Here is a 1,849-nt window from a genome sequence, read left to right as displayed (position 1 = left end):
AGGCAAATCCACCCGCAAAAAGGATCTGGCCGCCATGGCTATGACCTACGGCAACGTGTATGTGGCCCAGACCGCCATGGGCGCAGATTACAGCCATACAGTAAAAACCATCTGCGAGGCCGCAGCCTATCCGGGTCCCTCTCTGGTCATCGCCTACGCAACCTGCATCGCCCACGGCATCCGGGCCGGCATGGGAAGCTCTCAGCAGGAAGAAAAAAAAGCGGTGGAGGCAGGTTACTTCCACCTCTTCCGCTATAATCCTTCCCTGAAAGAACAGGGAAAAAATCCTTTTGTGCTGGACAGTAAGGAGCCCGTACTGGACTATGAGACCTTTCTGGAGGGAGAAATCCGCTATGACGTGCTGAAACGCCAGCATCCTATGCAGGCCCACAAGCTCTTTGCAGAGGCCTCCCGTCAGGCAAAGGAACAGTTCCAATACCTGAAAAAGCTGGAGACCCTGATGGCTCCCTGACCTATATCAGGCGTTGTCCGTTAATCCACAGCCAGAATCCCAGCCCCAGCCGCTCTGCCGCCTTTCTGCACAGAATCATGCGGTTCAAAAAAATTTCAAAATAGTCCATGACTGCACACATTTCTGTATCTATCTCCAGGCGAAGTTCAATATGAGAATCCTTCTCTATGTGGACTTCGCTTTTCTTTACAGAATAATTTACCCTGTCATGAATATCAAAGCTGGCGAAATCCCGATTCCGCACCCGGGTATATCGCACGTCCGTCTTATCCGCCAGAATCAGCGCCGCCGCAACGAAATTGACAGGAAAAGCCGTAGATTCGTCATGATTTCCAATGGCAGTTACTATGGTGGCGATGTCCTCCGGGTCCGCTCCCATTTTGTCCAGAATACGAAAGGCCATGACCGCTCCCGACTGGGCATGATCAATCCGGTTCGCCACATTGCCGAGATCATGGAGACAGCCTGCAATCCTGGCAAGCCAGGCCACCTTCTTCACATGAGCTGTGCTTCGTATATCCCAGTGCAATTAACGATTCATCCGCTCTCCGAATATAAGTTTTTACCGCTTCATTATTTTGTATCTCATCAAAAGTTATCTTCAATTTCCGCCACAGGCAGATACAAAATTATGCCATGGTCAGCATTCCTGTTTTTCACATTCACAAGGTCTTATAGATACGGAAGCCACCTTCTGTCCCTCCAGATAGCCGCAAGACCTCAGTCCTTCCCTGATTACGCTGTTCCAGCTTCTTGCGGAGAGCTGATAAACCGTGCCATCATCCAGCATAATCGTACACGCATCCTCCATCATACAATTTTCAGAGCAGGCCACCTTATACATGTTCTTCCGGCTGATGGCTCCGATCTCCTCCAGCAGATTTACCATGCGGTAAACCGTCGCCACACCCAGAGTATTGTCCTGTTCCAGCGCCTTATAAAAAATCTCCTTACAGCTGGAGCATTCGTTTTCCAGTATGATGTCAATCAGATGCAGGCGCTGTCTTGTGATCCTGCATCCCTTCTCTCTCAATCTGGAAAGTATCCTGTCCTTCTGCATTTGTGTTACCCGGCGGCCTGACTCTGTCCTAATGTCCACAATGCCCTCCGCAGTGCCTGCAGTCACCGCCGCACTGTATGGATTTGCCGTTCTTTTTATCTTTTACCATGCTTCTGACAATCAGGGCTACTGCCACAGCCAAAACCGCCAAAACAATCAATGTACCCATATGCTGCCTCCTTTATAACTAATGAAACTGATTTTCATTTTCGAGGTTAGTATATACTAACTTTCATTAGTTGTCAATAACCTATGGGCAAAAAAATGGGGCCTATAGGGCTCGAACCTATGACCCTCTGCTTGTAAGGCAGATGCTC

Annotated in this window: 4 protein-coding genes; 1 reads left to right on the top strand and 3 read right to left on the bottom strand. The window is 49.3% G+C overall.

The window, feature by feature from the left end; all coding sequences use genetic code 11:
- Nucleotides 1-472 (top strand): thiamine pyrophosphate-dependent enzyme (locus AC1WIP_RS15425; RefSeq protein WP_481142658.1); only part of this gene is annotated, 472 nt, incomplete at its 5' end.
- Nucleotide 473: 1 nt separating this feature from the next.
- Here AC1WIP_RS15425 and AC1WIP_RS15420 read toward each other — a convergent pair.
- The 3 genes from AC1WIP_RS15420 to AC1WIP_RS15410 all read right to left on the bottom strand — a co-directional run bounded on the left by AC1WIP_RS15420 (nt 474) and on the right by AC1WIP_RS15410 (nt 1,701).
- Entirely contained in the window at nt 474-971 is a 498-nt protein-coding gene (locus tag AC1WIP_RS15420; RefSeq protein ID WP_481142657.1) for a phosphohydrolase, read from the bottom strand.
- A gap of 141 nt (nt 972-1,112) precedes the next feature.
- Entirely contained in the window at nt 1,113-1,532 is a 420-nt protein-coding gene (locus tag AC1WIP_RS15415) for a transcriptional repressor (protein WP_481142659.1), read from the bottom strand.
- Between the two features lie 28 nt (nt 1,533-1,560).
- A complete protein-coding gene (locus AC1WIP_RS15410) occupies nt 1,561-1,701 on the bottom strand; it encodes a FeoB-associated Cys-rich membrane protein (protein ID WP_481142656.1) in 141 nt (46 codons plus the stop codon).
- Nucleotides 1,702-1,849 lie beyond the last annotated feature (148 nt).

It is taken from the genome of Acetatifactor sp. (genome assembly GCF_982438285.1).
This window is presented reverse-complemented; position numbering and strand designations above follow the sequence as displayed.